The organism is Chitinispirillales bacterium (assembly GCA_031254455.1).
In the GTDB taxonomy this organism is placed as follows: domain Bacteria; phylum Fibrobacterota; class Chitinivibrionia; order Chitinivibrionales; family Chitinivibrionaceae; genus WRFX01.
In genome coordinates this window covers 1-4,239 of sequence record JAIRUI010000114.1, presented here as the reverse complement: position 1 = coordinate 4,239, position 4,239 = coordinate 1, and the positions used below count along the sequence as shown (strand labels likewise).

4 protein-coding genes and 1 tRNA gene are annotated in these 4,239 nt (G+C 36.1%); 2 read left to right on the top strand and 3 right to left on the bottom strand.

What is annotated here, in order from left to right; all coding sequences use genetic code 11:
- Positions 1-168: 168 nt before the first annotated feature.
- Positions 169-254 (bottom strand) — tRNA-Leu (locus tag LBH98_08970).
- 86 nt (positions 255-340) lie between these two features.
- On the opposite strand from LBH98_08970, the gene LBH98_08965 reads away from it, so the two are divergent.
- A complete protein-coding gene (locus LBH98_08965) occupies positions 341-1,465 on the top strand; it encodes a beta-N-acetylglucosaminidase domain-containing protein (protein MDR0304876.1) in 1,125 nt (374 codons plus the stop codon).
- Between the two features lie 280 nt (positions 1,466-1,745).
- Here LBH98_08965 and LBH98_08960 read toward each other — a convergent pair whose 3' ends face one another.
- Together LBH98_08960 and LBH98_08955 are read right to left on the bottom strand one after the other, a co-directional pair.
- On the bottom strand, positions 1,746-2,699 hold the full coding sequence (locus tag LBH98_08960; protein MDR0304875.1) for a UbiA family prenyltransferase: 954 nt from the start codon (positions 2,697-2,699) through the stop codon (positions 1,746-1,748).
- A gap of 24 nt (positions 2,700-2,723) precedes the next feature.
- Entirely contained in the window at positions 2,724-3,716 is a 993-nt protein-coding gene (locus LBH98_08955) for a UbiA family prenyltransferase (GenBank protein MDR0304874.1), read from the bottom strand.
- Between the two features lie 122 nt (positions 3,717-3,838).
- On the opposite strand from LBH98_08955, the gene rpsT reads away from it, so the two are divergent.
- On the top strand, positions 3,839-4,093 hold the full coding sequence (gene rpsT / locus LBH98_08950; GenBank protein MDR0304873.1) for a 30S ribosomal protein S20: 255 nt from the start codon (positions 3,839-3,841) through the stop codon (positions 4,091-4,093).
- Positions 4,094-4,239 lie beyond the last annotated feature (146 nt).

Sequence of the window (4,239 nt, the reverse complement as noted above, 5' to 3'; positions counted from 1 at the left end):
TTTTTGGTTTTTACGGAAAAATCAATATTTTTGATTATCTCAGTGCAGTCGAATCTAGCGAAAAAGTCCGTAGAAACCTTGTTTTTTAGTTCTTCTTCAAGTATGTTTTGGTATTTCATGCAAGGAAAATAATATTTGTTCAACTTATCTTGAACCTTAAAAATTAACTGGTACCGAAGGCGAGACTCGAACTCGCACGATATTGCTACCGGTGGATTTTGAATCCACTGTGTCTACCATTTCACCACTTCGGCTAAGAACGATGACAAATATAATTTTATTTTATATAAACGCGCAAGGCATTTTGTATTTTTCGTAAAAATACAAAAACGGGGATTTTATGAAACTTTGCGGATATATTGAAGGGTTTTACGGACGGATTTTTGATTGGAATACTCGAAAAAAAATTGTAAAAAACGTTTTCGACAAAGGCATGAATACGTATTTGTACGCTCCGAAAGAGGATAGACGCCATAGAGTTTACTGGAAAGAAGATTATCCCGCCGAAGAAAAAAAAATGTTCGATGAGATTATGGATTTCGCAAATAAACGGAATTGTGAATTTATTCCCGCAATCGCTCCCGGACTCTCATACGATTATGACGACGACTACGTTTTTATAAAGAAAAAGATAATTTTTTTTGAAAACGCGGGTGCAAAATCTTTTGCTCTTACTATGGACGATATTTCGGTAATTTCGCCGAATCCTCAAAAAAATCTCGGAGTTTTACATGCCGAACTGCTCAAAAAAATAAAAGATGATTTTGCCGGATTGCAAATTTTATTTTGTCCGACAGTTTATGCAAATGATTTGGTTAACGACAAAAATTGTGCGGAATATCTTGAAAGTTTACAAAAAAATATTCCGGAAAATATCCTTCTGTTATGGACAGGAGACAGTACTATTTCAAAAGAAATAAATAAAAAATCACTTTCTCATGCGATAAACTTATTTGAAAAAAATATTGTTATATGGGATAATTTTTATTCGATAGATTACGCTCCGAATCGAATTTTTGTAGGAAACTATGAAAACCGCGACCGCGAATTTTGCGAAAAAAGTTGTGCAGGACTTTTGTTGAACGGAACGGGGCTTGCCATTACCGATGAAATCATCTTGGAAATTTTTGATGCGTGGATTCATAATAAAAACTGGACTGAGGAAGAAATAAAGAATTTACTTATAAATTTTGGCGTACCGCAAAAACTATTTGATTATATGCCGGCAATCTCATCGCCTTACAAAAAGAATTATAAATTGCCGAACGATCTTTGCGCAACCGATTTTTTTACCGAAATTGTTGCGAAATGGCAGTCGCCGTTAAAGATTGAATGGTATAGTGCGCTTCACGCAATTTTTAGTGAGATCCGCATCGCAAACGCTAAAAAACCGTTCAGCCGAGAATGGTACGCTATGCGGTATTTGCCCGGTATTGTAAAACGGATGACGAAAAACAAATTTTAACGGCGAAATTATTGCCGACTCCACCACCTCTTTTTATGAAATAATTTTTACCTCAGAATCCTGTCTATTCCTCTTCAATATTACTTATTCCTTTAACTTTACATGCCCTTTGTGATTTATAGACGTTCGACTAAATAAACGTTATCTCAATGTATTGCGAAATTACCTCAAAAACCTTTCTTTCCCAAATAATTTTTGTGCAGTGTAATTCCATAACACAGTAATAGATTCGTCAAGATGAAACCATGTTTGTTCTATTGTTTTTCAGCTCGAAAACAAGTTATTTCAGATGAAATTTTTCTTTTGCAGGTAAAAGCGAAGGGTAGAAAACATTGTAAAATATCCTAAAATATAAAACTGAAGACACTACAATAATCATGCCGGAAATTATTAAAATCGGAAAAAATAACCCGATGATAAGTATTGAAACTGCGCCGCCGATTTTGTAGCACGCTTCCATAAGTTTTTCGTTTTGCGGAAAAACAACATATAAAACATATAAAATCATTGCGATTAACGAAGCGCAAAGCGCTACAAAATCTTTTCCGTTATATACCGCGCTGACAATTGACGAAAGAATACAGCCGATTGCGACAAAATGCGCTGTTTTTTTGCCGAAATATACTGCTGTGGTGATTTTTTTATTCGCTTTATCGCTTTCATAGTCAGGCAAAGTAGAAGAAATCGAACCGGCCGCCATCATCCAAAAATACGGGAACATTGAGCGCAAAAAGTCGGAATTAATTTCTATGTTAATTCTTTCTCCGCCCAAAATCCAGCCAACCGAAAACGCAATTGTTCCATATCCTAAAGCATTCGACAAAAAATCCAAAACAGGTTTTCTCGAAAACGAAAACGGCGCAAAACAATATGCGATTCCTAATAAAATAGAGGCGAGAGATAATGCAGAAATGTTTTTATGTCCGCAAAAAAACGGGACTGCTGTTGATAAAACAGCAAGAATCGACGCTAAAACCCAAACTGTTTTATTTGTAATTTCGCTTTTAAGCAATAACGGGAATCCGCTATTATCCGCATCGACTTTACGGTCGGCGATTTGATTCAATACATAAATTGAAGCGGCCGACAGTGAAAAAAGTAAAATTTGTAAAATAACCGAAAAATTTATCGTCTGAAAAATATTGCTTGTTTGCGACGAAATTCTATATCCGAAAAGAGCAAATCCCCATACGGGAACTAGAACAACAGGACGAGTTATGAAAAATAAATCCAAACAAAATTTAAGTGTTTTCAGAAATCACTCCTTGCGAAATGACGGATATTCAAGGTTGAAGCGCTTTTTATAGTAAATTCGGCTCAAAATTACCACAGCGAACACCAAAACCGCATAAACAGGGACAAATAACGCAGTCATTATCGACAAAATTACGACCGGATACCTGAATGTCTTAAACGCAAGGTCAATTTTTTGCGATTTATATAGCGAGAAAAATAACGGAATGCACAATCCGGCGGGAATCGCCATTATCCAAAACGAATATGGAATTAAAAACGCCGTCAAAAACGAAACTACGACACATAATGTCGCTAAAAACGCTGTGTTTTTTACCCCGTAAGCAACGGCGAAAGTTCGTTTATTTACACGTTTGTCGCCTTCCATGTCCGAAATCGTAGAAGTTAAATAAACCGCTCCGTTTGCGAATCCCGCTGACAGTGCATATAAAAATCCGATAGCGGGAAACCCGGGAATTTGCGAAAAATCTACTCCGTCTGCAAACGATATTTGTCCGATATACCAGCCGGCATAATAGGTTAAAACGCCATGTCCGAACCAATTTGCGAAAAACCCGTTCCAGGCGGTATCCTTGAGTTTTAACGGCGGGCAGTTATATAAAAATCCGAGAATCGCCGCGAATAAAATTATCAAAAAACATACGAAATCAAGCCAGAACCATGCAGATAAAAGCGAAAATACGAGTAAAACAATCGCTTCAATCCATGCAAAACGGACAGGAATGTGATTGTGAGATAAAATAAAGAGTTTATTGTTTATTTTGTCGCTTTCACGGTCGGCGATTTGATTCACTATATATATCCAGCCGACAACCGCCGTGAAAGATAAAAACATTTTTGAAAAAGGCGAAAAAAAATTGAGTGAAATATCAAAAAAACTGCGTTCTTGAGCCGTTATACATCCGAGAAAAAGGATCGTCCAAACAGGGACGAGAAGTGTCGGACGAATGAGAAAAATCAAGTCCAAAATAAAAATAGTTATCTTTTTTACAGCCAAAATTTTTCTCCATTGATGAAAATTTTCGGTAAATATACTATTTTCCATTGACTTTTTATATAAACATGTTTTATTTTACTGCCGATAAATTAGAAATAGCGAGCATCAAAGGAGTATTTACAATGCCGCAACATAAATCGAGTAAAAAAAGAATGAGACAGACTGTGAAGGTAAACGCGAGAAATCGTATGGTTCGTTCGCAAATCAATACCGCGTCAAAAAAATTATTAGCGGCAAAAGGAGAAAGCGTCGCCGCCGCGCTTAATGATGTTTATTCGGTTATTGATCACGCGGTTAAGGCAGGCGTTATTCATAAAAATAAAGCGGCGAACCGTAAATCACGGTTGGCTTTAAAAGTGAAAACCGCCGCGGTATGAGTTTGGTTATATAACTCGTTTCGAGGTTTTTCCATTTTTTCTTTATATAAAAAAGCATGAGAAAGGTCTTGACATAATAAGGTAATAGAAATTATATTACGTGTTGTTAAGTTGGTTTACTTTTAGAATTATAATGTTATCGTAAT

Bases quoted from the DNA above. Each gene is read 5' to 3' on its own strand.
- LBH98_08965 (MDR0304876.1), top strand. From the start codon at position 341: ATGAAACTTTGCGGATATATTGAAGGGTTTTACGGACGGATTTTTGAT.
- rpsT (MDR0304873.1), top strand. From the start codon at position 3,839: ATGCCGCAACATAAATCGAGTAAAAAAAGAATGAGACAGACTGTGAAG.